The organism is Nocardiopsis endophytica (assembly GCF_027706725.1).
In the GTDB taxonomy this organism is placed as follows: Bacteria; Actinomycetota; Actinomycetes; order Streptosporangiales; family Streptosporangiaceae; genus Nocardiopsis_A; species Nocardiopsis_A endophytica.
On sequence record NZ_JAQFWQ010000060.1, the window covers coordinates 17,652 to 43,205 of the forward strand.

18 protein-coding genes are annotated in these 25,554 nt (G+C 75.6%); 5 read left to right on the forward strand and 13 right to left on the reverse strand.

Annotated features, from left to right (window positions below; translation table 11 throughout):
* Window positions 1–22: 22 nt before the first annotated feature.
* Window positions 23–2,305, reverse strand: coding sequence for a lysylphosphatidylglycerol synthase transmembrane domain-containing protein (locus tag O4J56_RS19500; RefSeq protein WP_270687561.1), 2,283 nt, complete (start codon window positions 2,303–2,305; stop codon window positions 23–25).
* Between the two features lie 445 nt (window positions 2,306–2,750).
* Here O4J56_RS19500 and O4J56_RS19505 point away from each other — a divergent pair, with 445 nt between their 5' ends.
* Window positions 2,751–5,864, forward strand: a complete 3,114-nt coding sequence (locus O4J56_RS19505) for an AfsR/SARP family transcriptional regulator (RefSeq protein WP_270687540.1) — start codon at window positions 2,751–2,753, stop codon at window positions 5,862–5,864.
* An 83-nt stretch (window positions 5,865–5,947) separates the two neighbouring features.
* Here the strand turns inward: O4J56_RS19505 and O4J56_RS19510 are convergent, their stop codons facing one another.
* The 4 genes from O4J56_RS19510 to O4J56_RS19525 all read right to left on the reverse strand — a co-directional run bounded on the left by O4J56_RS19510 (window position 5,948) and on the right by O4J56_RS19525 (window position 9,514).
* Window positions 5,948–6,364, reverse strand: coding sequence for an RICIN domain-containing protein (locus O4J56_RS19510; RefSeq protein ID WP_270687542.1), 417 nt, complete (start codon window positions 6,362–6,364; stop codon window positions 5,948–5,950).
* Between the two features lie 359 nt (window positions 6,365–6,723).
* Entirely contained in the window at window positions 6,724–7,671 is a 948-nt protein-coding gene (locus tag O4J56_RS19515; RefSeq protein ID WP_270687543.1) for an aldo/keto reductase, read from the reverse strand.
* A 177-nt stretch (window positions 7,672–7,848) separates the two neighbouring features.
* On the reverse strand, window positions 7,849–7,989 hold the full coding sequence (locus tag O4J56_RS19520) for a hypothetical protein (protein ID WP_270687544.1): 141 nt from the start codon (window positions 7,987–7,989) through the stop codon (window positions 7,849–7,851).
* A gap of 391 nt (window positions 7,990–8,380) precedes the next feature.
* Window positions 8,381–9,514 carry an EAL domain-containing protein gene (locus O4J56_RS19525; RefSeq protein WP_270687545.1) on the reverse strand — a complete coding sequence of 378 codons (1,134 nt, stop codon included), beginning with the start codon at window positions 9,512–9,514 and terminating at the stop codon, window positions 8,381–8,383.
* A 461-nt stretch (window positions 9,515–9,975) separates the two neighbouring features.
* On the opposite strand from O4J56_RS19525, the gene O4J56_RS19530 reads away from it, so the two are divergent.
* Window positions 9,976–11,253, forward strand: coding sequence for a hypothetical protein (locus tag O4J56_RS19530; protein WP_270687546.1), 1,278 nt, complete (start codon window positions 9,976–9,978; stop codon window positions 11,251–11,253).
* Window positions 11,254–11,688: 435 nt separating this feature from the next.
* On the opposite strand, the gene O4J56_RS19535 is transcribed toward O4J56_RS19530, so the two are convergent.
* Window positions 11,689–13,968: a tetratricopeptide repeat protein gene (locus tag O4J56_RS19535; protein WP_270687547.1), complete on the reverse strand. Its 2,280-nt coding sequence runs from the start codon at window positions 13,966–13,968 to the stop codon at window positions 11,689–11,691.
* A 49-nt stretch (window positions 13,969–14,017) separates the two neighbouring features.
* On the opposite strand from O4J56_RS19535, the gene O4J56_RS19540 reads away from it, so the two are divergent.
* Together O4J56_RS19540 and O4J56_RS19545 are read left to right on the forward strand one after the other, a co-directional pair.
* Window positions 14,018–14,344 (forward strand): YbaK/EbsC family protein, encoded by a 327-nt coding sequence (locus O4J56_RS19540; protein ID WP_270687563.1) that lies wholly within the window; start codon window positions 14,018–14,020, stop codon window positions 14,342–14,344.
* Window positions 14,345–14,516: 172 nt separating this feature from the next.
* On the forward strand, window positions 14,517–15,533 hold the full coding sequence (locus O4J56_RS19545; protein WP_270687548.1) for a helix-turn-helix transcriptional regulator: 1,017 nt from the start codon (window positions 14,517–14,519) through the stop codon (window positions 15,531–15,533).
* A 30-nt stretch (window positions 15,534–15,563) separates the two neighbouring features.
* Here the strand turns inward: O4J56_RS19545 and O4J56_RS19550 are convergent, their stop codons facing one another.
* Window positions 15,564–17,444 (reverse strand): serine/threonine protein kinase, encoded by a 1,881-nt coding sequence (locus tag O4J56_RS19550; RefSeq protein ID WP_270687549.1) that lies wholly within the window; start codon window positions 17,442–17,444, stop codon window positions 15,564–15,566.
* Window positions 17,445–17,633: 189 nt separating this feature from the next.
* Here O4J56_RS19550 and O4J56_RS19555 point away from each other — a divergent pair, with 189 nt between their 5' ends.
* Window positions 17,634–18,104 carry an NUDIX domain-containing protein gene (locus tag O4J56_RS19555; RefSeq protein ID WP_270687550.1) on the forward strand — a complete coding sequence of 157 codons (471 nt, stop codon included), beginning with the start codon at window positions 17,634–17,636 and terminating at the stop codon, window positions 18,102–18,104.
* Window positions 18,105–18,114: 10 nt separating this feature from the next.
* Here O4J56_RS19555 and O4J56_RS19560 read toward each other — a convergent pair whose 3' ends face one another.
* The 6 genes from O4J56_RS19560 to O4J56_RS19585 all read right to left on the reverse strand — a co-directional run bounded on the left by O4J56_RS19560 (window position 18,115) and on the right by O4J56_RS19585 (window position 25,125).
* Window positions 18,115–18,375, reverse strand: coding sequence for a DUF3040 domain-containing protein (locus O4J56_RS19560; RefSeq protein ID WP_270687551.1), 261 nt, complete (start codon window positions 18,373–18,375; stop codon window positions 18,115–18,117).
* A gap of 276 nt (window positions 18,376–18,651) precedes the next feature.
* Window positions 18,652–19,467, reverse strand: a complete 816-nt coding sequence (locus O4J56_RS19565; RefSeq protein ID WP_270687552.1) for a SigB/SigF/SigG family RNA polymerase sigma factor — start codon at window positions 19,465–19,467, stop codon at window positions 18,652–18,654.
* A 188-nt stretch (window positions 19,468–19,655) separates the two neighbouring features.
* On the reverse strand, window positions 19,656–21,443 hold the full coding sequence (locus O4J56_RS19570) for a thiamine pyrophosphate-requiring protein (RefSeq protein WP_270687553.1): 1,788 nt from the start codon (window positions 21,441–21,443) through the stop codon (window positions 19,656–19,658).
* 520 nt (window positions 21,444–21,963) lie between these two features.
* A complete protein-coding gene (locus O4J56_RS19575) occupies window positions 21,964–22,377 on the reverse strand; it encodes a ChaB family protein (protein ID WP_270687554.1) in 414 nt (137 codons plus the stop codon).
* Between the two features lie 186 nt (window positions 22,378–22,563).
* The gene (locus O4J56_RS19580; protein WP_270687556.1) at window positions 22,564–23,634 is read right to left on the reverse strand and encodes an ABC transporter substrate-binding protein; all 1,071 of its coding nucleotides are present in this window, start codon (window positions 23,632–23,634) and stop codon (window positions 22,564–22,566) included.
* Window positions 23,635–23,871: 237 nt separating this feature from the next.
* A complete protein-coding gene (locus tag O4J56_RS19585; RefSeq protein ID WP_270687557.1) occupies window positions 23,872–25,125 on the reverse strand; it encodes a glycosyltransferase in 1,254 nt (417 codons plus the stop codon).
* Window positions 25,126–25,554 lie beyond the last annotated feature (429 nt).

Below are 25,554 nucleotides of genomic sequence, written 5' to 3' on the forward strand. Positions count from 1 at the left end.
GCGGCTCCGCCGGGGCGTCGCCTCAGATCGCCTTCCACTTCTGCAGCAGGTGGAAGGCCCCCCACCCGGGCAGGACCGGGAACCAGAAGGTCAGCACCCGGAACAGCAGCACCGCGGGCAGCCCGACGGCCACCGGCAGGCCCGCCACCGTCGACAGGCCGGTCAGCAGGGCCGCCTCCACCGCGCCCAGGCCGCCGGGGGTCGGGGCGGCCGAGCCCACCGCGTTGCCGGCCAGGAACACCACCGCCACCGCCGCCAGGTCGGCCTGCCCGCCGAAGGCCAGCACGGAGAAGTACAGGCTCAGCACGAACCCCGCCGTCAGCATCAGGGTGCCGCCCACCCCCATGGCCAGCCGCCGGGGCCGCTGCAGCAGGTCGAGCAGCTGCGGCACGACGCCTTGGAAATAGGGCCGCACCCGCTCCATGACCAGCCCGCGCAGCCGCGGGACCAGCAGCACCGCCGCCACCCCGGCGGCCAGCACCAGCACCACGCCGACCAGCGTCGGAGACGGGGAGAAGTCGGTGAACCGGTTGGTGCCGGTGCCCGTGAGGTAGGCGCTGATCAGCAGCAGCGGCACGTGCGTGAGCAGGCCGACCGCCTGGGACAGGCCCACGGCCGAGATCGCCAGCCCCGCCGAGGCGCCCCGGCAGGTGATGTAGCGGGTGTTGATCGCCAGCGACCCCAGCCCCGCGGGGGCGGCGATGCGGATGAACGACCCGGCGTACTGCACCAGCACGGTGGTCCACAGGTTCAGCCGGATCGGGACGAAGCCCATGAGCGCCAGGGCGGCGGCGAGCATGCAGGAGGTCGCGGCGGCGAAGGCCGCCGCCGCCCACCCCGCGTCGGCCGCGGTGACGGTGGTCAGGTCGACCCCGGCGAGCTGGTTGGCCAGGACCAGGCCCACCACGGTGGCCGCGCCGACGCTGACCACGGTGCGCGGGCGCATCCGCTCCAGCCGGGCCGGGCGGGCCGGGGCCTCGGGGGCGAGCCCGGTGATGCGCGAGCGCAGCTCACCGAGCACCCCGGGGTGGTCGCGCAGGCGTCTTCGCAGGCCGTGCGGCATGCCGGCGGGCTGCAGCAGCGGGAGGGCCGCCGCGACCGCCTCCAGGCCCAGCACCGCCACCGCCGCCCGCACCGACCGCTCGGCGCCGGTGCGCAGCGCCAGCACGGTCAGCAGCGCGGCGGTGTCCAGGGAGGTCTTCAGCGGCGCGGCGGCCACCGCTCCCCCGCTCAGGCCGGTGAAGGCGGGGCGACCGCCGGTCCGCCACCCCACGGTGTCCCCGTCGATGGCCCCGTGGGCGATGCGGTTGCGCTGCAGCAGCGCCAGCTCCCGCCACACCCCTTCCAGGGCCGCGTCGGTCAGCTCCTCGTCGGGCACCTCGTCCAGGGTGCGCACGGGGGCGTACTCGCGGATCAGCACCGCCGACCCTGCGCCCAGGTCGCCGATGCCCAGCACGTCGGGCGCGCACGCCCCGGCCTCGCGGGCCGCCCACCCCATCACCGCGGCGTGCTCCAGGCGGCGGGCCAGGCCCAGGCGCACCGGCGGGGCCACCGGGCCGCGCAGCAGCACCATCCCGCCCAGCCGCCTGAGGGCCTGGGCGGTGTCGTCGGCGCGCATCAGCACCAGGTCGAGGCGCCGGGCGGGGGTGTCGGCGGTGAAGCGCCGGTTGCCCTCCCCGTCGGTCCCGGCGGGGGCCAGGGTGAGCGGCTCCAGGCCGAAGCGCCGCAGCTCCTCCACCATCGGCCCGGTCAGCGACTCCGGGCGCGCGGCCCCCACGGCGAACCCGGCCAGGGCCGCGCCGGTGGCGCCCAGCAGCGCGGTCAGGGCCAGCGCGGGGACCGTGGCCACCCCGGCCAGCAGCACGGCGGCGGCGGTGACGGCGATCCCGGCCCACAGCGCGCCGCGCACCCGCGCCAGGCGCACCCGGCCCACCGCACCGGTGTAGGCCATGGCGGCGGCCAGGTAGGCGTGGGCGGGGCCGCCGAGCAGGCCCGTGTGCGCCCCGGCCGACAGCGCCTCGGGCGGCCCGGCGGGCCCGGACAGGGCCAGCACGGCGGCGTTGACCGCCTCGGCGGCGCCGTAGGAGAACGCGGCGGCGGCCAGGCCGCGCACCACGTCGCGCCCGGCGCGGCGGATCAGCCGCTCCACGGCGACCACGGCTGCCAGCACCAGCACCCCGATGTTCGCGGCGGCGGCCACCAGGGCCAGCAGCGAGGGCGGCAGCAGGGCGCGCAGCTCGTCGGGGGCGGTGCCCTGCCCGTCGCCGGCCAGGGAGACCAGCCCGAGCACCGCCGCCACCATCACCACCCCGGCGGCGCCCACCAGCAGGTCGGTGGGGCGCCGCGCGGCCGGCGGAATGGGTCCCAGTACGTCGTCTGCGCCCCGGTCCGGGCGATCGGCTGCCGTTCTCACGCCCCCAAGCCTGCCCCACCCGGCGTCGGACCCGTGTCAGGGGACCGGCGTGTCCGGCGAATGCGCGCGGCCGATGCCCGCGCATATTCGCATTCACCTGCAATTGCAGATGCCTTATTCCCGGGCGGGGCCGCCGGCGCGGTATTCCCCCGGGGATGCGTTCGTGTACCCCGCCGTGGCCGACTCCGGCGCGCCCGCGACGCCGGGCCGCAGGTCAATGCCCGTAATGCCGCCGCCGGGGCCGCGGTAATCCCAGGTGGCAGATTTCGGCCGGTTCTCCCGTCCCGCTTTCGGGGCACACTCACGATCCCGGGGAGCAGCACCCGAAGGAGGCAGGGTGGAGCTGAAAGTCCTGGGCCCGGTCCGGCTGGTGCGCGATGGGCGCGACTTCCCCCTGGGGTCGGGAAAACAACGCGAAATCGCCGTCCTGCTGGCATTGCAAGAAGGGCGGCCGCTCTCTAGAGAATCGATCGTCGACCTCGTTTGGAATGGCGGGCTCGGCGCCCTCTCCACCCTCGACAGCTACATTTCCCGCACGCGCCGCCACCTGGAGGCCGCCGGGGCCGACCGCTCCGCCCTGGTGTGTGAAGGCGGCCACTACCGCCTGGACCTGGGCCCCGACGCCGTCGACTGGCACCGGTTCCAGGGGCTGTGCCGCGCGGCCCGGGCCCGCGAGCGGGCCGGTGAGCGGGATACGGCCCTGGAGCTTCTGGAAGAGGCGCTGGGGCTGTGGCGGGGCACGCCCCTCACCGGCCTCTCGGGCGACTGGGCGGCCCGGCGCCGCGCCGCCATGGCGCTGGCGCGCCGCGACGCCGCCGCCGACCACGGGCGGCTGCTGCTGGAGAGCGGCCGCGACCCGCGCGACCTGCTCGACGCGCTGCACGCCGAGGCCGACCTCCACCCCGGCAGCGAACCCGTCGGCCTCAACCTGGCCACTGCTCTGCTGCGGGCCGGGCACCGCGCAGAGGCGGCGGGGGTGTGCCGCCGCCTGGCCGATCACCTGCGGGAGCAGGGGGTCGGGCCGGGGCCGGCGCTGCGGAACCTGCTGCGGGAGGCCGAGGGCCGCGGGGGCGGCCGGGAGGCGCCCGCGGCGCCGCCGACCGGGGCGCATGCCGCGGCCCCGCCCTCCGGCGGGCCGCCGCCCGCCCCTCCCCCGGACACTCTTCCCCGGGACCTGCACGACTTCCACGGCCGCGCGGCCGAGCTGGAGCGCATCGGCGCCGACCTGCGCGCGGGCGCGGCGGCCGTGGTCGTGGCGGGCATGCCCGGGGTGGGCAAGACCGCCCTGGTGTGCCGGGCCGCGCACGGCCTTCGCCCCGAGTTCCCCGACGGGCGGCTCCTGGTCGACCTGCACGGCTCGGGCACCGACCGGCCGCCGCGGGACCCCGCCGATGCGCTGCACGAGATGCTCGGGCAGCTCGGCGTGCCCGCCGCCGACCTCCCCGAGGGCACCGAGGGGCGGGCCCGGCTGTGGCGCACCCTGACCGCGCCGCTGCGGCTGCTGGTCGTGCTCGACGACGCCGCCGGGCCCGAGCAGGTGCGCCCGCTGCTGCCCGGAGGGCGGCACAGCGCCGCCCTGGTGACCTCGCGCACCCGCATGGCGTCGCTGGAGGGCTCGCGCGCGCTGCGGCTGGTGGCGCCCGCCCCCGAGGAGGCCGTGGGGCTGGTGGCCGCGATCACCGGGTGCGACCCGCGCGCCGACGGGCCGGGGCTGTCGGCGCTGGCGCGGCGGATGGACCGGCTGCCGCACCCGCTGCGGCTGCTGGCGTCCTGGTGGCGGCACGCGCACCCGTCGTGGCCGCTGGCGCACCTGGTCGAGCGGCTCGACGAGGCGGCGCCCCGGTTCACCGGCCCGGTGGCGGCGGCCCTGGGGGCGAGCGCGCAGGGGCTGCCGCCGCCCGCGCGCGCCGCGTTCGTCCGGCTCGGCCTGCTTCCGTCCACCGCGTTCGGCACCCACGCCGCCGCGGCGGCGATCGGCGCGACGGCGCGGGAGGCCGAGCCGGTCCTCGAACTGCTGTCGGAGCGCTCACTGGTGGAGGAGCCGGGGCCGCCGGGGCGCTGGCGGCTGCACGCCCTGACGGCGGACTTCGCCCGGCGCACGGCCAAGGAGGAGCTGGGGGCGCTGGAGGAGCACGCGGTGCTCTCGCGCGTGTTCGACCAGTGGCTGGCGGCGGCCGACGCCGCCGACCGGGCGCGCTTCCCGCACCGCCACCGCCGCCCGGCCCGCCCGGGGGCGCCGGTGGAGGCGCCGGGGTTCGCGGGGCCGGAGGAGGCCGACGCGTGGTTCGCGACCGAGCGGGGGACCCTGCTCGGCCTGCTCCCGGGCTCCGAGGGTGCCCACCCGGCGTCGCAGGGCGAGTCGTTCGCCTGGCACAGGGCGGAGCTGGCCCTGCGCCTGGCGGGCTTCCTGTCCGGCTCGGGCATGCCGGACCGCGAAGCGGCGGCCTTCCAAGGAGCGGCCCAGACCTTCCGCGAGCGGGGGGACGGACCGGGCGCCGCACTGGCATCGAACGAGCTGGCTGCTGTCCTTCTCCGGGCAGGGGCGCTGGAGGAGGCGCGCGTCTCAGCCGAGGAGGCCGCCGGCCTGGCGCGGGCCTGCGACGACGGTGCGGCCCTGGCCCGCGCACTGTGCCTGCGCGGGTGGTGGCTGACCCTGCTGCGCCGTCCCGAGGCCGCGCTCGACCTGCAGATGGAGGCGCTGGCGGCCGCCCGGCGCACCGGACACCGGCCCACCGTCGCCGAGGTGCTCAACGCGACCGCCGTCTGTCATAGCGACATGGGCGAGGCGGGCATGGCGGTGGGGCGGCTGTATGAGGCACTGGGCCTTTTCGAGGAGCTGGGGGATCTGGTGGGCCAGACCCAGGCACGGGGGAACGTCGCGCGTGCCCTGCGGCGCGGCGGCCGCCTGATGGAAGCCCGCCGCGAGGCCGAGGAGGCCCTGCGCTTGGCGCGAGAGATCCACTCGAGCCGGTGGGAGGGGCGGATGGTGGACAACCTGGGCGAGATCGAGGCGGATGCGGGCGAGCACCGCCAGGCGCGCCGCCTCTTCCGGAGCGCCCTGCGCACCGCCCGCGCCGTCGGCGACGTCGAGACCGAGGTGGATGTCCTGGCCAACCTGGGCGCGACGGCCACCACGCTCGGCGATCCGCTGGGGGCGCTGGACTACCTCTCCCAGGCGCTGGGCACCATGCTCGCGGCGGACGCCCCCGGCGATGTGACCCGCATCCTCATCGCCCAGGGAGACGCCCACTTGGAACTGCGTGCAGAGGATGAGGCCGAGAACCGGTACCGGCAGGCGCTGAGGACCGCCCGCACGCCGGGCGACCGCGAACGTGCCGCCGCGGCGCTCGAGAGGATGGGGATCCCGCACGACCCCGCTCCCGACCCGTACGCCCGCGGCTACCGCGCGGGGAGGGAGTCGGGGCTGGCAGGCGGGACGGATCCTCCGTGAAGGCGGCCGCGCCTCACTGCGCGGGTGCCCGCCCCCCGACGGCGCCGGGAACGGGCACCCGCCTCATCGGCCGCAGCCGGGTATCAGGCGTTCTCGAAGATGAACATCTGGCGGTTCTCTCCGCGCCACGGCTGCAGGACGAACTGGGTGCCCTCCCGCTCCTCGGGCAGGGTGACCACGGCGTCCATGTAGAGGAAGTGGATCCGGTACTTGCCCTCGCCCACCGGCTCGATCGACCACGGCTCGGGGAAGGGCTGGGCCGCGATGAGCGGCGGGAAGACCTTCAGGCTGCTCAGCCCGAAGAACGCCTCGCCCACCATGCTGCGGATCGTGAACACGTTGAGGCTCTTCTGCTGCACGTCCCAGCGCTGGTTGGTGCCCTTGTGCAGGTGCCAGCCGATGATCGGCGTCTCCGGGTCGGGGCTGCCGCCGCTGAGGTCGATGTACAGGTCGTTCGCGGCGCACCTGATGAGGTACTCGCCCTGCTGAATCAGTGCCATGATTCCTCCGGTCGCTCGGAAACGACGCCGCCCACCGCATTCATATACGCCCGCACGCGCCATGCAATGGGCCCTTTGAATCAGCGATCCAGAAACGGCAGGACGGGGCGCTGTCCGCAAGAGGACAGCATTTTCTCCCCCGGCCCCACCAGCGAAAACCCCAGCAGCCTCCGCTCCGCGGCCAAAAAAGCACCGCCGATCAGAATCAACACCGGGCGCACCGTCACCGGAAATGCGATGAAATCCCGATGACCGGCGGACGGATCTCTGCAGACCTATTCGAAAACACCGGGGAATGCAGTTCGCCCCCGAGCGGGCGTCCTCCGGCGGGCGTCCGCCCGGCTGTCCCCGGCGCGGGATCACTCCCCCACGGCGTCGGAGGCCCGGGTGAGGGCGTCCATCTCCTGCTCGCCCAGGGACACCCGCGCCGCGTCCATGAGGGCGGGCAGCTGCTCGGCGGTGCGGGCACTGGCGAGCACGCCCGCCATCCCCGGGCGCCCCAGGACCCACGCCAGCGCGACCGTGGCCGGGGCGACGCCGTGGGCGTCGGCGACCTCGACGAGCCGGTCGACGACCGCCAGGCCGTCAGGCCCCATGTGCCGGCCGACCGAACCGGCGCGGGCCCTCCCCTTCAGGTCGGCTTCGGTGCGGTACTTGCCGGTCAGGAACCCGGCCGCCAGCGCCCAGTAGGGCAGTATCCCCATGCCCGCGTCGACCGCGATGCCGCGCAGCTCGGGCTCTACGGTCCTCCGGTGGACCAGGCTGTAGTGCGGCTGCAGGGCCACCGGCGGGGCGGCCCCGGTGTCCTCGGCGATCTCCAGCCAGCGGCGCAGGCGGTCCGGGCCGTAGTTGGAGACGCCGACGTAGCGGACCTTGCCCTCCCTCACCAGAGCGTCGAAGGCGCCGACGGTGTCCTCCAGCGGGGTGTCGGCGTCATCGAAATGCGCGTAGTAGATGTCGATGCGGTCGGTTCCGAGGCGCTTGAGCGAGGCCTCGGCGGCGGCCTTGACATTGGATGCGGAAAGGCCGCGGAACTCGGGGTGCTGACTGGCCTTCGTCGCGATCAGCACGTCGTCCCGGCGGCCGCGACCGGCCAGCCAGGAACCGATGACGTGCTCGGACTCCCCGCCGTGGTTCCCCTCCACCCAGGCGGAGTAGGAGTCGGCGGTGTCGACGAGGGTGCCGCCGGCGTCCAGGAACGCGTCCAGGACGCGGTGGGACTCGCTCTCGTCGCTGGTCCACCCGAAGGTGTTGCCGCCCAGGACGACGGGGTGGATCTCCAGGCCGGAGCTTCCCAGCGTGGTCATGTGGTGGTCTCCTCGCGAACGTTGCGAAAGGTGCGCCCGACACGCCATGGGGCCGCGGGCATCGGCAACCTATACCCGCCCCACCCGGGCCGGTCCAGTGCATTGCCGTCCGCCGCGGGCCCTGAACGCGAGTGACGGCTCCCCTCCAGAGGAGGGGAGCCGTCACTGCGCGGTCCTTCAGACTTCTCCCAGGTGCCGCTCGACGGCGGGCCCGCCCGGCCGCTCGTCGGAGGGGAAGCTGTACAGCCACACGCCGAGCACCCCGAACAGGGCGCAGGTGAGGACCGCGTACGTGGTCAGGCCAGCCTTCATTGGCATGCCTTTCTAACCTGAGTAATTTACGCATAAGAGGCCTTCACCGGCCAACAGCGCATACGTAAGCTTTGCGCCACACGAAGACTAGCGCCTTTCGCGGGCACCATCCACCCCATGGCTAACATGCGGGAAATCGCCATCTATTCACCGCTTGAAAACCCCCCTTAATGGGGACCCACCAGCAAGATCACTCCCATTACGGCACGCAGCGAACAAATATCTCGAAAATCGACATTGTTCACATCGGGAGCGTTTCGAACGACCGCCGCCGACCGGGACCGCCCCACCGGCCCCTCACACCGCCAGGGGCTCGTCCGCCGGGTACGGCGGGGCGGACTCGTACTGTAGGGCGGCACCTGTCCGGCCCCTGGCCGAGTGTGCCCTCCCCCGCCCCTCAGCCTCGGGACAGTGCGGCGATCACGTCGCCCACCGCCACCACGCCCACCGCCTGACCGAAGGCGTTCACCGCCACCAGGTCGTCGTGCACGCGCTCTCCCGAGGCGCCCGCGGCGCGCAGCGCCTCCATGGCGGTGGTGTGCAGCGGCACCGTCTTGGGCGGGTCGGCCAGCCGCCGCGCGGGCCGGGCGGCGTGCAGCGCGTGCCCGTAGGGCCCCGAGACCGACAGCAGGAAGCGCGAGCGGTCCAGCAGGGCGACCGGGCGCTCGCGGTGGTCCAGCAGGATGATCGAGTTGAGCACCGGGTCATTGGTGAAGGCGTCCAGTACCTCCGCCGCGGTCGCGTCCTGCTCGAGGGCGACGGGAGGCCCGATGAAGGTCGACACCGGCGGCCCCTCCTGCCCGCCGCCCTGGGCCGGGGGGATCTCGGGCAGCGGGCGCACCCTGGCACCGGGGGTCCAGTCGTCATCTGCGAACAGGGGCCCATGCCCCAGTCGGACTCCGGCATCGCGCAGCGCCGCGAGCTGGTCGACCGAGGAGATGCCCGGCGCCACCGGGTACACCCCGGCGCTGCGGGCGATGCGCGCCATGCCCTCGACCACGGCCGCGCTGCGCTCGTCGCCCGGCAGCCCGGCGACCAGGTTGCGCGGCAGGCGCATCAGGAAGGGGGCCTGGTCCAGGATGACGTCCACCGGGACGGCGGCGGTGGCGAAGGCGCAGCGGAACCCGGAGTCGCGCACGTGCGCGGCGGCCCGCACCGCGGCGGTGCGGGGCAGCTCGGCCAGGTCGGGGCCGAGCATGACGGTGATGTCGCGCGGGCGGCGGCCGGTGCGCCGCAGCACCAGTTCGAGCTGGCCGGTCACGTCGGGCGAGGCCGCGGCGGCGGCCGCGGGCACGGGCAGGATCAGCGGCAGCAGTGCCTCGTCGGAGGCGACCCGGCGCGCGAGCCGGATGAGCCGCTCGGCGTGGGCGGCGGAGTCGTCGTGCGGCGCCGGCGCCGCGGCGGCCTCCGCCTCCACGGCCAGGACGACTCCGCTTTCGAGGTCGATTACTGGGCGGTACAGGGGTGGGGCCTCGGGTCGGGCGACAGCCTGCTGTGGGCCGGTAATGCGAGCCGAAGTCGGAGAAGGCACACGTTCATCCTGCGCCCCGGGAGGACGGCCGTCAGCCGCTCTGACCGAGAGTTCAGCAGGACTTCGCGCCCAGATCTCCGCGGATTCAGGGAAGGGTGGGGCGTCCGAACCCGGTTCGGGGCGAGAGCGGGCGAGGACACAAGGGATGGGCCCCCACCCAGTGCGCGAATCGGACGCGGAAGGCTAGCACACATGTGCGGAGGGGCGGAAAACGCGCACGGCGGGTCACAGGGGTTCTCGTCGACCCGGAAGTGGGTCGGGAGTTGCGGGCGCTGCCGCCACCCCTCCCCGTGGCCGGATCGGGACAGGGTGCAAGCCCCTCCACCTGCCCTTACACGGGGCCGTCCACCTCCTTGCAGGGCACCTGCAAGGTCCTCCCCCGGCGCTCTGCAGGCGCCGCGTCAAGGGCGCCCCCGCATGCTGGTGCGGTCATCGGATCTGCAGAGAAGCTCGGAGGCCCCATGACGCTCCCCTCTCCGGCCCCTGCTCCCGGACCGTACGCCGCCGACGGCCCCTTCCTGATCAACCAGGCCGACCGCGCCACCTGGTCGCCCCAGCGCTCCGTCCTCGTCCTCGTGCACCACGCCACCGCCGGGAACCGCCTGGCCGACGTCCTGCCCCTGATCGAGACCGACCACCGGGTCCAGGTCTTCTACACCTGCCCGCCGACCTCCCCCTTCGCCGCGACCGGCGCCGAGCACGTCCGGCGCCTCGACGGCATCGCCGTGCCCTGGGACGAGGTCCGCAAGCACCGCTTCGACCTGGCGCTGTCCGCCAACCTCGGCGGACTCCAGGACGTCGCCGCCCCCGTCCTCGCCCTCCCGCACGGCTCGGGCCCCGGCCGCCTGATGCCCCGCGCCGGCGGCCACGGCCCCGCCGCGCCCCGCCCCGCCAGCGGCTCCCCCGCCGGGGGCCTGATCACCCACGGCCGCGTCCTGCCCAGCGTCCTCGGGGTCGCCCACGAGCGCCTGCGGAACCTGTTCGCCTCCGCGGCCCCGGCCGCGGCCGACGTCGTGCGCGTCGTCGGCGACCCCTGCCACGACCGCCTCACCGCCGGGCGCCCCCTGCGCGAGGGCTACCGGCGCGCCCTGGGGGCCTCACCCGGGGACCTGCTGGTCGTGCTGTCGTCCACGCACGGCCCGCACTCCCTGCTCGGCACCCACCCGCGCCTGCCCGAGCGGCTGGCCGCCGAGGCGGCCGCGGCCGGGGTGCGCACCGCCGCCGTCACCCACCCCGCCGTCTTCGCCTGGCACGGGCGCCGGCAGGTGCGCTCCTGGCTGTCGGGGGCCCAGCGGCGCGGCATGGTGCTCCTGCCGCCCGAGCAGGGCTGGCAGGCCGCCGTGATCGCCGCCGACGCGGTCGTGGGCGACTACGGCTCCGTCACCTACTACGCCGCCGCGCAGGGCCGCCCCGTCCTGGTGGCCTCCTACACCGAGGACGAGGTGCTCCCCGGCTCGCACACCGACCTGCTCGGGTGCGCGGCCCCGCGCCTGGACCCGGAGCGCCCGCTCCTGCCGCAGGTGCGGGCGGCGCTCGACGCCCACGCCCCCGAGCGCGGCGGGTGGTACGCCTCCCAGCTCACCTCCGTGCCCGGCCGGGCGGCGGCCCGGTTGCGCACCGCCATGTACCGGCTGCTGGGCCTGGACGAACCCGACTGCCCGCCGCCGACAGCGCCGCCGCCGCTGCCGGTGCCGATGCCGCCGCTGGACGGCCCGCACCCGCCCGGGGGCCTGCGGTGAGCGGGCGGCGGGCGGCGGAGGGCCCGGACGCGGTCGAGATGCGCCGGGTGCGCGGCGTGCTGCTGCCCGCCCCGGCGGCGTCCGCCCCGCGACCGGTCCCGTTCGTCGACGACCACGTGTGGGTGCACGCCGGCCGGTTCGGCCCCGGCCTCCCCCTGGGCACGGGCGACGTGCTCACCTTCATCGAGGGGACGGGACGGGTCGGCGCGCCCGAGCCCGGTGACGTGCTCGAGCGGTGGCCCGGGGCCGCCGTGGCCGCCGCCCCCGCGGACGGCGGCTGGAACGTGGCGCTGCGCGGGCGCCCGCCCGTGCGCATCGAGGGCCGCCTCCGCCTGGGCGAGGCCGCTCCCCTGCTCTCCCTGCTGCACACCTGGCTCGCCTCGGGCCTCGCCCCCGAATCGCCGGGCTGGGCGGTGCCGCCGGGTGGCGGACCTCCTACATGGGTGTTCCGCCCGCTGCTCCCCCGGGCCCAGACCGTTCCCCGTCCCCGTCCTCCTGCCCGGCCCCCTCTGTCCCGTCTGGGCCCCGGCGTTCGAGCCCGGCCAGGCGCTGCTCGACCCCTTCGGCCTCCACGGCCCCGAGCCGCCTATAGATGGTCAGTGCTTCCCTCAGGTGCCGCACCGCCGGTCCCCGCCGGCCGCGCAGATCCTCCAGCCCTCCTCTGAGGGCGTGCACCCGGGCCGCCTCCATCTCGGCCCGGGCCTGCCCTGCCGCGTCGAGCGCCGCGTCCAGCACCCGCTCGGCCTCGTCGAAGTCGCCGGTCTTGATGTGGACCGTGGCCAGCCCCACCAGCACGCGCGTGCGCAGGTAGTGGTCGCCCGCCTCGGTGAAGTGGCCCAGCGCCCAGGTGAAGTGCCCGACGGCCTCCTCCGGCCGCCCGGCGTCGCGCAGGGCCTCGCCCAGGCGGCGCCGCATCAGGGCGATCCCGCGCTCCCTGCCCAGCGAGGTGTGCACGGTGAGCGCGCCCTCGAAGTGGGGCACGGCCTCGCCGGGGGCGTCCCGGGCCAGCTCCACCACGCCGAGCCCCTCCATGGCCGCCGCCCGCCCCAGGTCGTGGTCGGCCTCATCCCAGGCGCGCAGCGCCTCCCGGTGGTGGTGCTCGGCCTCCTCGGTGCGGTGCAGGCTCACGTGGGCGGCGGCCAGGGCGCCGTGCATCCGGCCACGCGCCTCCGGATCGCCCAGCTCGCGGGCGGCGGCCAGTCCGGCCTCGTGGGTGCGGAACCACGAGTCGTGGTGGCGGCGCCTCAGGAACAGGTCCCACAGCGCCTCGCAGAGCTGCCACGCCTCGGCGGGGTGGCCGTCGCGGGCGGCCCACACCACCAGTTCCTCCAGGGTGGGCAGCTCCTCGTCCAGCCAGTGCAGCGCCGCGCCGGCGTCGGGGAAGGCGGGAAGGGACGGGTCGCCGACGCGCCCGTACAGCGGTCCCACGTGCCAGCGGCCGGGGTTGAGCGCGGTGTCGGCGGCGACGGCGGTGCGCAGGTACCCGTGCAGCAGCCGCTCCACCGCGGCCCGGCGCTCGCGTTCGGGCTCCTCGGCCTCGGCGCGTTCGCGGGCGTGCAGCCGCACCAGGTCGTGGAAGGCGAAGCGGCCGTGGTGCTCGTGCAGCAGGCTCGCCGCGACGAGCCGTTCGGCCCCGGCCTCGGCGGTGTACCGGTCGGTGCCGGTGAGCAGCGCCGCCGCCTCCGGGGAGGCGTCCGGTCCCGGGTGCAGGCCCAGCAGGCGGTACAGGCGGGCCGTCGGCGGGTCCAGTCCGGCGTAGGACACGTCCAGGGCCGAGCGCACGGACACCTCCTCGTCGCCGCTCAGTGCCGACAGGCGCCGCCGCTCGCCTTCGAGCTCCTCGACCATGCGCGCGGCGGGCCGGTCGGGCCGCAGGACCAGGCGCCCGGCGACCGCGCACAGCGCCAGCGGCAGGTGCCCGCACAGCTCGGCCAGGCGCTCGGCCTCCCCGGGCCCGCCGAGCGGCGCCGGCGCGCGCCCGCAGGTGGAGGCGCCGGTGGTGGCGCCGGGTGCTCCGGCCAAGCCCCCGCCGACGAGCCCGCGCAGCAGCCCGGCGGCGTGGTCGGCGGGCAGCGGGCGCACCCGGGTGATGCGGGCGCCTCGCGCGAGCAGCGCGGCCGGGTGCAGGCGGGTGGTGACGACGGTCAGGTGGGCGCCGCCGCCGGGCAGGAGGGCGGCCGCCTGGGCGGCGCTCGCGGCGTCGTCGAGCAGCAGCGCGATGCTGCGCCCCTCGGTGCGGGCCTGGAAGAGGCGGGCCCGGCCGGGGAGGTCGGCGGGGACCTCCTCGGGGCGCACGCCCAGGGCGCGCAGGAGGTGGGCGAGGACGGCGGCGGGGTCGGCGGGTCCGGAGTGCGCGAATGCGGCCAGGTCGGCGGTGAGGCGGCCGTCGGCGAAGCGCTCCCCGTCGGTCTCCAGGAAGCGGGCGGCGACGGCGGTCTTGCCCACGCCGCCGGTTCCGGTGAGGACGACGATGCGGGGCGTGCGGGTGGTGAGCGCCTCGTGGGCCTCGCGGCGCAGGAGGGACAGCTCGCGGAGGCGGTCGGCCATGCGGGCGGGCGCCCGGGGCGCCCGGAGCGGACCGGCGGGGGCGGGCGCCGGCCCGGCGCCGAGGTGGATGCCGCCGTGGACGGTCCCGGCCTGCACCACCACGCCGTGGCGGCCGCCGGAGGCCGTATTGCCCGGCGTGCCCGGTGTGCCCTCTTCGCGTGAGGTCATCGCCCACCTGTGATCATCAGGCTACTTTGCGTATTTTCGTCACGCTAACATCCGGCCTTGGGACCTCACCCGGCGGGGGTGCGACGCCAGGGCCGACCTGGGCGGGCGCAAGGAGCCGGCCGGCGGGGCCCATGCCTCGTTCGCCTCGCCGGAGAAGGCCGAGGCTCTGGCGGGAAGCTCCAGCGGCACCATCCTGCCGTTCAGCTTCCACCCGGACCTGGAGCCCGTCGTCGACCCCAGGGTGCTGGCCCACCCCGGGATCAACTTCAACGCCGCCCGGCTGGACCGCTCCCTCGCCCTGGACATCCGGGACCACCGGGCCCACCTCGACCGCACCGGCGCCCGCATCCACCACGTCGCCGCCAGGGCGGAGTGACGGAGCGCCAGGGAGCGTCCGCGCGGCAGGAGAACCGCTCGCCGCACGCCGTGAGCGCCTGTACCGCGCACCGGGCGAATCGGGACGGGCGGCCTCCGGGCGGGCCGCGGAGGCGGGACCCGGCAGCCGAAGCCTGACAGTACCTGTCAGGAACCGGTCCCATACTGGTGCCATGCGCGCCGACCGTCTGCTCTCCCTGCTCCTGCTGCTGCAGAACCGCGGCCGGATGACCGCCGCCGAGCTCGCCGAGGAACTGGAGTGCTCCGAGCGCACCGTCTACCGGGACGCCGAGGCCCTGAGCGCCGCCGGGGTACCGATCTACGCCGAGCGCGGCACGGGAGGCGGGTACCGCTTGATGGAGGGCTACCGAACCCGCCTGACCGGGCTCACCGAGGGGGAGGCGCACTCCCTGGCCTTCACCGGCATGCCCGGCCCCGCAGGCGACCTGGGACTCGGCTCGGACCTGGCGCTGGCCCAGCTCAAACTGCACGCGGCCATGCCCGACGCGCTGCGCGAGCGCGCCGAGCGGGTGTCCTCCCGGTTCCACCTGGACACCACCGCCTGGTGGCGCCGCCCCGCCGCCACCCCGTTCCTGGCGCCCCTGGCCGAAGCGGTCTGGGAGTCGCGCACCGTGCGGGTCTCCTACCGGCGCTTCGACGACACCCGCGTCGAGCGCTCCCTGGACCCGCTGGGGCTGGTGCTCAAGGGCGACACCTGGTACTTCGTGGCCCGGCCGACGCCGGAGCCCGGCGGGGCGGAGAAGCCCCCGCGCACCTACCGGGTCGAGCGCATCGGCGCGCTGGAGGACACCGGGCGCCCCTTCACCAGACCTGAGGGCTTCGACCTGCCCGCCGCCTGGAGCTCCTGGGCCGAGGAGTTCGAGAGCTCCCGCTACACCCTGCGCACCCGGGTGCTGCTCACCGACCAGGGCGCCGAGCTGGTGCCGGTGCTGTGCTCGCCGCGCACCGCCGCCCAGGCCGAGTACGGGCCGGTCCGGGCCGACGGCCGCCGGGAGGCGCTCCTGACCACCGAGTCGGTGCCGGTCGCGGTGCACGAGTTCTCCCGGTTCGGCCCCGACATCGAGGTCCTCGGCCCCCCGGAGCTGCGGCGGGCCATGGCCCGCCACATGGAGGGGGCCGCCGCGCTGTACCGCGGCGACCCCGGGGACCGACCCGCCCCAGGGCCCTGAGGGGCGCCGGGGCCCGCCGGCCCGGCGCGCTCAGAACGCGCCGAAGAAGCCGAAGGAGGCCAGGGCCGCGTTGGTCGCCACCAGCGCCACCGCCGACAGCAGGATGCCGGCCACGAACCCGCTGCGCAGCGACCGGACCAGGTACTCCAGCGACACCACGTTGTTCAGCAGGAAGTAGCCGAGCTGCATCGCCAGCACGAACCCGTCGTAGTTGAACCCGCTGAGCAGGGACTCGCCCCACATGCCCTGGTAGTACCACGGCTGCCCCCACCAGGCGTCGGTGGAGGTGATCCACTGCCAGGCGTGCGCGGCGCCCCACCCCAGCGGGATCTGCAGGATCGGGATGATCAGCAGCGGCACCAGCTTGATGAAGCTCCACAGGCTCGGCTGAGAGGCCTTGCGCGCCTGGTCCTGGGCCCGCCGGGCGGCCCGCTCCTCGGCGCGCAGCCGCTCCCGGTGCGCCCGCTCGGCCTCCTGGCGGCGCCGCTGCTCCTCCTGCTGCTGCTCCTGCCGGCGGCGCTCCTCCTGCATCTGCTGGGTCCGCTGCGCCTCGCGCCGGTGCCCGCCGGCCGAGTCCCGGTACAGGTCGCTGTAGGCGTCGCCGCCCTGCTGCCCGGCGGGCGGCGCGGCCGCGGCCGCTCCCGGCCCCTCGGGGTGGTACGGCGGCGGCTGGGTGCCCGGCACCTGCCCGTACTGTGCGGTCTGCGGGTAGCCGGCGGTCTGGCCGAACTGCGCCGTCGGCTGCGCCTGTCCGGCCTGCCCGAATTGGGCGGTCCGGTCCGGCGCGCCCGGGTACTGCGCCGTGGCCGGGTCGGCCCCGGCCTGGAGCCCCTGCGTGCCCTGCTGGAAGCGGGCGGTCGCGTCCGCGCCCCCTTCCGGCTCGTAGCGGGCGGTCGCGCCGTCGGCCGCCGCGTACCCGGCGGCCGCCCCGCCGAGCGCACCGGCCGCGGCCCCCGCGGCCGCCGCGCCCATGACGGAGGTGCGCCCGGCGGCCCCCGCCCCCGGGGAGGTGGCCCCCGACACGGTGTCCGGCGCCGCCCCCAGGGCCGCGTTCACCTTCTCCACCTGGTCGCGCACGCCCTGCTGGAAGGAGGGGGGCAGCCAGGACCCCCCGGCCGGCACGTCCCCGAGGTGGTCGAGGAGCTGCCCGGTCCCGGGGCGGTTGCGCGGGTCCTTCTCCAGGCAGGCGGCGACCACCCGCTGCAGCGACGGCGGGACGGCGGCGATGTCGGGGCGCTCCTGGATGATGCGCATCACCATGGTGGGCATGGCGCCCTCGCCGAAGGGCCCCGTGCCCGAGGCGGCGTAGACCAGCACCGCGCCGTAGGCGAACAGGTCGCTGGCCGGGGTCATGTGCTCGCCCTGCACCTGCTCGGGCGACATGAACCCGGGGGTGCCGATGATCGACTGGGTGGCCGCGGCGCCCTCGGTGGCGCGCGCGATGCCGAAGTCGATCACCCGCGGCCCGTCCTCGGCCAGCAGCACGTTGCCGGGCTTGAGGTCGCGGTGGATCAGCCCCACCCGGTGGATCTCGGCCAGCGCCTCGGCCAGGCCGGTGGCCAGCACCCGCAGCGAGGCCTCCGGCAGCGGCCCGTGCGCCTGCACGCCCTCGTCCAGCGGCAGCGAGGGGACGTAGGAGGTCACCAGCCAGGGCACCTCCCCGTCGGGGTCGGCGTCGATCACCGGCGCGGTGAAGGCGCCGCTGACCTGGCGGGCGGCGGTGACCTCGCGGGCGAAGCGCTCCCGGAAGGAGGGGTCGGCGGCCAGGTGCGGGTGGATCCGCTTGACCGCCACGGCCCGCCCCCCGGAGGAGCGGCCGAAGAAGACCTGGCCCATGCCCCCCGCGCCCAGGCGCCCGATGAGGCGGTAGCGCCCGATGCGGTCCGGGTCGCCGTGCTCCAGTGGGCCCACGTTTCCAACCTCCGTCGCTCGCCGCTGCGCCGGTGCCGCCCTGTGGGCCCACACCGCTCCGTGACTCTTGGAAGACGCCCAGTCTAGGCGCTGGGAGTACCCGCCGACCCCGGGTGTGGGCGCCGTCTCCGGGGGCGGGCCGGGCGCCCCGGCCCACGGGGCGCGCACCGCGCGTCTAGCCTGGGTCACATGTCACTCCAGCTTCCTCCAGAGCAGTGGTTCGCCTCCCTCCCGACCTCCTACCTCGCCTCGTCCGGGCTGATCACCGACCCCGGCGGCCGGGTGCTGCTGGTCGACCCCAACTACCGCGAGCACTGGACCCTGCCCGGCGGTGTCGTCGAGCAGGACGAGCCGCCGCACGTGGCCTGCGAGCGCGAGGTCGCCGAGGAGGTCGGGCTGAAGGTGGACCCGGGCGCGCTGCTGGCGGTGCAGTGGAGCGCGCCCCGCGGGGAGCGGCCGCGGCCGTTCTGCTCGTTCGTGTTCGACTGCGGACAGGTGCCCGCGGACACGGCCATCGCCCTGCAGGCCGAGGAGCTGGACGACTACGCGTTCCTCGACCCGGAGGAGGCGCTGGCGCGCATGCATCCGGCGATCGCCCCACGCCTGGAGGCGGCCCTGGAGGGCAAGCGGAAGGGGCGGGCGGTGTACGTGGCCTCGTGACGGCCCGGTCTCACCCGGCCAGCACCATCAGCGGCACGAGCACCAGCATCAGCAGCCCGAACGCGAAGGCGGCGCAGACCACGGCCACGGCGCCGCGCGGGACCGGCTCCGTCCGGGGCCCATCGCCGCCCTGGGCCTCAAGGCGTCTGGCCCCGGCGTCGAACCGTGCGGCGTACCCGGGATCCTCGGCGCGCAGCTGCGCTTCGAGGGCCCACAGCTCTCTTTCGTCCCGGCCGGCCCCCATGGCGACCTCCCGATCCCGTTCGCCCAAGGTCCCGGCGTCCTGCGCCGGAGGCCCCCCGGTAGCCCTCCGCTACCCGATCCGGCCGGGGGCAAACCGGGCCCGGGGCAGGAGCTCCCCGCCCGTGGGCGACGGGGTCGCGCCGGTGCGACAGGAGGAGGGGCGCGGACGGCGCAGACGCGGTCCGGGGGCTTCACAGGTCCACGTGTCGCGCCTGCCGGGCCCGCCGCCCGCGCGTGCGCTCCGCGGCCCGGCCGCCCGGGCCGCGGAGCGCAGCCGTTCCCGGTGGCGGCGCACCGCCCCCGCTCAGTCGGCGACCGCCAGGTCCTTGCGCAGCTCCTTGAGCGTGGTGCTCAGGAGCCGGGACACGTGCATCTGGGAGAGTCCGACCGCGTCGGCGATCTGGGTCTGCGTCCGGTTGCCGTAAAACCGCATCTGCACGATGCGCCTCTCCCGCTCGGGCAGCCTGGCCAGGGCCTCCCGGACGGCCTCGTGGTCCTCGACCCCCTCCGCGGCGCCGTCGCCCTCGCCGATGGTGTCCCCCAGGCTCGGCGCATCGTCCTCCCCCGTCCCGCAGGGGGCGTCCAGGGACAGCGCCGAATAGGCGCGCGAGGCGTTCAGCAGGTCGTCGGCGGTCCGCTCGTCCAGGTCCAGGGCCTCGGCGATCTCGGCCGTGGTGGGTCCGCGCCCGTGCTCCTGGGCGAACTCCCCGGTGAACCGGTTGAGCTCGCCCCGCTTCTCCTGGTGCTTGCGCGGCACCCGCACGTCCCAGGTGTTGTCCCGGAAGTGCCGCTTGAGCTCGCCGGTGACGGTCGGCAGCAGATAGGACAGGAAGGGCTTGCCATAGTCGGGGTCGTAGTAGGCCACGGCGCGGGTGAGTCCGAGCATGGCGACCTGTTCGAGGTCGTCCATGGGCTCGCCGCGCCCCCGGTACCGGCGGGCCTCCCGACGCGCCACGGGGGCGTACATCCGCACCACCGTCTCGCCGAGCTCCTCGGCCGCCGCCGACCGCGGCGGCAGGACCGCGCGGGCCCTCAGCAGCTCTTCGGCGGTGGTGCCGTCCCGGCCGCGGCGCTCCGATCCGGCGCCGGTCACTGCCTCGTTCGTGCTCGGAGCGGCCATCTCGCATTCCTCCCCTGCGTGGTCGGCCGTTCGCCTGCACGGGGAGCCGGCGACCGCCGTGCCTCCCTTCCCCCTGGGGGGTGGCGGCCGCAGCGTCGACCCGTCGGGCGTGTGTCCCCGCTCCCAGGGGGACGCCCTCTAGGGCCCACTGTGCCCGGGTCACGGAACGATAAACGCCCGGGAGGGGCTCACCCGGAACCGGGCCGGAACTCCTGCACCTTGGAGCGGACGCCCCGCGCCAGCACCGACCATGCCTCCGGGTCGCCCTTGGCCAGCGCGGCCGTCATCGACTCCATCTGGTCCCAGGTGGCGCTCGGCGGGATCGGCGGCACCGACGGGTCGGTGGCGAACTCCACGACCACCGGCCCCTGGGCGGCCAGCGCCTCGTCCCAGGCGGTGCCGACCCGGTCGGGGTCCTCCACGCGGATGCCGGTCAGCCCCAGGCTGCGCGCGTACTCGGCGAAGGAGGCCTCCGGGAGCCGCTGCGAGGGCACGAACCGCGGCGTCGCGCCCATGGCGCGCAGCTCCCAGGTCACCTGGTTGAGGTCGCCGTTGTCGAACACGGCCACCACCAGGCGCGGGTCGCTCCACTCGCGGGCGTAGCGCACGGCGGTGATCAGCTCGTTCATGCCGTTCATCTGCATGGCGCCGTCGCCCGCCAGCGCCACCACCGGGCGGTCGGGATGGGCGAACTTGGCGCCGACCGCGTAGGGCACGGCGCAGCCCATCGTGGCCAGGCCGCCCGAGAGCGAGCCGCGCATGGTGCCGCGGAAGCGCAGGTGCCGGGCGTACCAGTTGGTGGCCGACCCGGAGTCGGCCGTGACGATCGCGTCGTCGGGCAGCCGGGGCGAGAGCTCGTGCGCCACCAGTTCGGGGTTGACGGGGTCGGCGGGCACCTCGGCGCGGCGCCGCTGCACCTGCCACCACCGCTCGACGCCCTGCTCGATGGTCCGCCTCCAGCCGCGGTCCTCCTTGCGCTCCAGCAGCGGGAGCAGCGCGCGCAGGGTCTCCCGGGCGTCGCCCAGCAGCGGCACCTCGAAGGGGTAGCGCAGGCCGAGCATGGACGGGTCGGTGTCGATCTGCACGCCGCGCGCCTGCCCGTACTCGGGAAGGTACTGGCTGTAGGGGAACCCGGAGCCGACCATGAGCAGGGTGTCGCAGTCGCGCATCATCTCCCAGGACGGCCGGGTGCCCAGCAGGCCCGCCGCGCCGGTGACGTAGGGCTCCTCGTCGGAGACCACGTCCTTGCCCAGCAGCGCCTTGGCCACACCGGCGCCGAGCACGTCGGCGGTCTCGGCGACCTCCTCGCGCGCGCCGCGCGCCCCCTGGCCGACCATGATGGCCACCCGGTGCCCGGAGTTGAGGACCTCGGCCGCCCGCCGCAGTTCGCCGTGGTCGGGCACGGTGGCCGACTCCGGGGCGCCCAGCGTGCCGGGGACCGCCTTGAACGCGTGCGCGGGCGGCTCGTAGTCCAGCTCCTGGACGTCGGCGGGGATGATCACCGCGGTGACCGTGCGGCGGGTGGAGGCGATGCGCATGGCGCGGTCGAGGACGTTCGGGAGCTGCTGGGGGACGTTGACCTCGGCGAGGTAGTGGGCGGCCACGTCCTTGTACAGCGCGTGCAGGTCGACCTCCTGCTGCATGGAGCCGCCCATGGACTCCCGGTGGGTCTGGCCGACGATCGCGACGACGGGCACGTGGTCGAGCTTGGCGTCGTAGAGGCCGTTCAGCAGGTGGACGGCCCCGGGGCCGGACGTGGCCGCGCACACGCCCACACGGTCGGAGAACTTGGCGTACCCGACCGCCTCGAAGGCGGCCAGCTCCTCGTGCCGGGCCTGGATGAACCGGGGGTGGTCGTCGGCCCGGTCCCAGGCCGCCAGCAGTCCGTTGATGCCGTCGCCGGGGTAGCCGAACACGCGCTCGACGCCCCATTCGCGCAGGCGTTCCAAGAGGTGGTCGGAGACCTTCCGTGCCATCGTGAACAACTCCTCGGTGCGTTCGGGGTCTCGGTGCTTCCGGGGGCGTCGACGGGCGGGGCGGTCCGGACCCGCTCCTGGTCAGCCCTGGTCGGCGCTCGCGCGTGGGCCCTGTCGGCGGACCGCTTCGTTCGGCGCCCCCTGGTCGCCCTTGGGGGCTCGGCCCCCTCTTCCAGGGCTTCGAGCCGCGCCGTCAGCACCTCCAGGACACCGGTGCGCCCGGCGTGCCGCCGCTCGTAGGCGATCAGCCGCCGCAGCTCCTCCTCCCTCAGGGAGCGGATGCGGCGGCGGAGCGAGGCCAGCGGCGTTCCCTCGTATCGGGCCGACGGAGGCGCGTTGTCATCGGACATCGGCTCTCTCCCCCCAAGCGGGTCGCCCCTGGCGGCTACCCCGGCCCGGGCCCACCATGCGCGCATTCGTCCCGGCCGTTGCAGGCGGGAGCAGGACGAACGATGGGGCGGTGCCGCCCGGCCGGGCGGCACCGCCCCATCGTTCCCACCGGACCGGACACGCCGGTCGGCTACCGCTCGCGCGCCTCGCGGGTGCGGATACGGCTCTCCTTCTCCAGGGCGGCGACGAGCTCGTCCTTGTCCATCTTGGAACGGCCCTCGACGCCGAGCTTCTGCGCGCGCTCGTAGAGGTGGCGCTTGGGGGCCGAGGCGTCGACGCCGCCCGCGGTCTCCTCGCTCCCCTCCTTGTGCTTGGCCCGCGGGTCGGCGGCGCGCTCGTCCGAGGGCCCTCTGCCGCTCTTCTTGCGCTCCCAGTGGTCGCCGACCTTCTCGTAGGTGTGCTTGAGCGCGGCGAAGGCGACCCGGTGCGCCTGTTCACCCTCCCCGTACTGCTCCACCGCCGAGTCGTGCGCCTTGATCCAGGTGTCCTGGGCCTTGCGCGGCGAGCGCTGCAGCGTGCTGGGAAGTTCCTGGCGTCCTGGCATGGTGTCCTCCTCTCCGGCTCATGTGGCCGGTTCCCCGACAAGGGCCCACTACCTGGGAGGACGGCGAGTAAACGCCGCGCGGGGCGCCCCCGCGGCCCCGCGCGCACACCGACGCCGTCCGGCGCGGCCCCCTCGTGGTCTCCGCGCCGGACGGCGTCCGCCCCGGAGGGGAATCCGCGCCCCGCGCTACTCGACCTTCCCAGGCGCGGTGTCGGGGTCGCCGTCGAGGAGCGCGGCGATGGCGTCGGGGAGCACGTCCAGGGCGTAGTGCAGGCTCAGGACCGACCCGAAGGACAGGGCGCCGTTCAGGCGGCTCATCTCGGGCATCTCCAGGACGCGCCCCTCCTTGGCCGCGTCGAGCTCCTTGAACACCTTCTTCCCGGTGACCGAGGCTTCCGGGTCGCCGTAGACGCCGACCAGCAGGGCGTCCGCCTCGAGGAGTTCGAGCTCTTCGAGACTGACCTCCTTGGGGGCGCGCTCCTCGTCGGTGAACAGCGCCTCGGCCTCCTCCGGCATCTTCATCCCGAGCTGGGTGAGGAAGCCCGGGGCGGGCCCCTCGGCGTAGGCCCAGGCGGCGCCGTCGATGGAGGAGGCGAGGAGCGCGGTGGCCTCGGCGAACTCGGGGTGGTCGTCCCGGGCGTCCTTGAAGCGCTCCTCGATGTCGGCGATCAGCGCCTCGGCGTCGTCCTCGCGGTCCAGGGCGGTGCCGACCACCCGGGCGATCTCCTGCCAGGGCACCCCGAAGTCGGGGTGGTCCGGGTGCTGGGCGATGGTGGGCGCGATGCCGTCGAGGGTGTCGTACTCGTCCTGGGTGAGGCCGGAGTTGATCCCGATGACCAGGTCGGGGGCCAGGGTGCCGATCTGCTCGAAGTCGAGCTCCTCGACGGGCAGGACCTCGGGCAGGTCGGCGTCGCCGAGGGCCTCCTTCGCCCAGGGCCACAGGGCCCCGGGGTGCCCGCCGAACCATTCGCGCACCCCGACCGGGGCGACGTTCAGGGCCAGGAGGTAGTCCTGCTCGGTGAGCCCGACGGTGACGATCCGCTCGGGGGTCCCGGAGACCTCGGTGGTGCCGTACTTGTGCTCGATCGTGCGCACGGGGCCGTCCGCGGTGCCGCGCCCGCTCCCGCTTCCGCAGCCGGCGGCGCCGAGGGCGGCCAGGCCGCCCATCCCGAGCAGGGCCCCGCGGCGGGTGATGGCGGGGCCGCGCCCCGCACCGCGCCTGGCCGTGCCGCGCGCCCGAAGTCTGCTGCTGTCCACCGTGCCGTTCTCCTGACATGTCCCGACTGCGGCCGCATCACGGCCCTGCACGGCGACTTAGGCTAGCCTAGCCTAGGCAGGTTGCGCACGGGGTAGAACACAACATTTCGGACACCCGCCGGTCGGGCGGCCGGGGCGGGCGGCCGCTCACCGCGCCGGGGCGGGGGCGACGGCACCGGCCGCCGCCGACCGCCCCGGCGCGCACGGCCCCCGGGCACGGGACACCGGGACCCGGCGTCAGGCCGGCCCGTGCGCCCGTGCCGCCACGAGGGCGCCCTGCCGCTCCACCACCGGCTCCGGCTCGCGCCCGCGCACCCTGAGCACGCGCTCATAGCAGCGCTCCATACGCGCCGCGACCGTCTCCCAGCCGTAGCGGGCCGCGACCCGGTCGGCCGCGGCGAACCCGTACCCTTCGCGGGTCACGGGGTCGGCCAGCAGCTGGCGCATGCGGAAGGCGAGGGCGCGCGGCCGCGCCGGGGGCAGCAGCCGCCCGGTGACGTCGTTGACGACGGTGTCCAGGTGGCCGCCGACCGCCGAGGCGATCACCGCCGCCCCGCACCCCATCGCCTCCACCGTGGTGATCCCGAACGGCTCGTACCAGGGCATGTTCACCACGAGGTCGGCCGCGCGGAAGTGCTCCGGGACCTCCTCGCGCGGGACCGCGCCCAGGAACCGGACCCGGTCGGCCACCCCCGCCTCCTCGGCGACGGCGTGCAGGCGCTCGGCCTCGTCCCCGTCGTCGGGGCCGTCCGGCCCGGGGCCCCCGGCCACGGCCAGCTCGGCCTCGGGAACCCCCGCCATTGCGCGTACGACGGTGTCGACGCCCTTGCGGCGGACCAGCCGCCCCAGGAACAGGACCTGCGGGGCGTCGCCTCGGGGAGCGGTGGGCCCCTCGGGGCGGAAGCGCTCCGGATCGACCCCGGAGGGCACGACCGCGACGCGGTCCGGCTCGACACCGCGCTCCCGGAGGACGCGCTGCTCCTGGGTGGAGGTGGCGACCACCAGGTCGGCGCGGCGGGCGATCATGGTCTCCACGCGGCCGCGCTCGGGGGGACCGGTGTCGGGCGCCCCGTCGCGCAGGCGCTTGAGCGCCAGCAGGGCGTGGAAGGTCTGCACGACCGGCAGGCCGGCGGCCGCGGCCGCGCCGAGCGCCGCGCGGCCGCTCGTCCAGTAGTGCGCGTGGACCAGGTCGGGAGGATCCTGCACCCACCTGCGGGCCAGGTTCTCGGCGAACGCGTCGGTGTACGGCGGGGGGTCGTCACCGAGGGGCTCGGGCGGGCCCGCGTCCACGTGGCGGACATGGGCGCCCGGACAGAGTTCGACCTCTTCGGGCAGGTCCGGTGAGGTGCGGCGGGTGTGGACGACGACGCTGTGCCCCCGCGCCGCCAGTGCCTGGGACAGCTCCGCCACATGCACGTTCCGGCCGCTTGCGTCGGCCCCCTTCACCACCGCCAGCGGCGATGCGTGCTCGGAGACCATGTCTATCCTCATCGCACGTCCTCCTTGCTCAGCCGGCCCCACCCACCGTGCAGGCGGACGCCGGGCCAGGGCCGCCTTCCCAGCGGCCCGCAATGCCTCCTGGTTTCTCGTCCCTGCTCCGGGCCTTCCCCGGACCTTCCGAGGGCCCCTGGACGTCCCGCCCCAGGTTCCCGGCCCTCTACGCCGTCATGCCCTCTTCCCAAACCCTTCCCCCTCATGGCCGCCGCTCCCCTACCGTCCACTCGCTCCGGGGTTCAGGGCACGGACGGGCGCCCTTCCCGGATCCGTCCCAGGCCACGCGCCTTCCCGGTGCCTGTGGCGGTGGCGTCGGGAAGGGAGGTGGACGGACCCGGAAGGCATGCATGCACTGACCGCTACCAGTGCTCCGCTCCGCCAAACACTCACGCAACCGGAGCCTTGCCCGTCGGACCGCGGCACCCC